Consider the following 240-nt stretch of genomic DNA (forward strand, 5'->3'; position numbering starts at 1 on the left):
GGCTGGGTCAGTTCCGCCCTGGACTGCGAAGAAACTATCCGCGAGTGCTACCGTAGCGACCTGTACCAGCAAGCATTACAGCGGCCTGCACTCGTGGCAGAAGGTACCCGGCTGGCGCTGGATCATCGCGATCCGTGGCAGCTGGATGGTGTGGCCATGGCACCAACGGCGTTTAGTTATCATCGTTAATCCTGTCACCAGAAACCAGAAAACACCGTCAGAAAACGCCCAAAACCGGGC

General features: G+C 57.9%; 1 protein-coding gene. It reads left to right on the forward strand.

Annotated elements, in window-relative coordinates:
- On the forward strand, nucleotides 1-189 hold a 189-nt coding region (locus tag Q4563_RS22215), incomplete at its 5' end, for a hypothetical protein (protein ID WP_303606085.1).
- Nucleotides 190-240: the final 51 nt, after the last annotated feature.

The sequence above is a fragment of the Gilvimarinus sp. 1_MG-2023 genome (assembly GCF_030548285.1).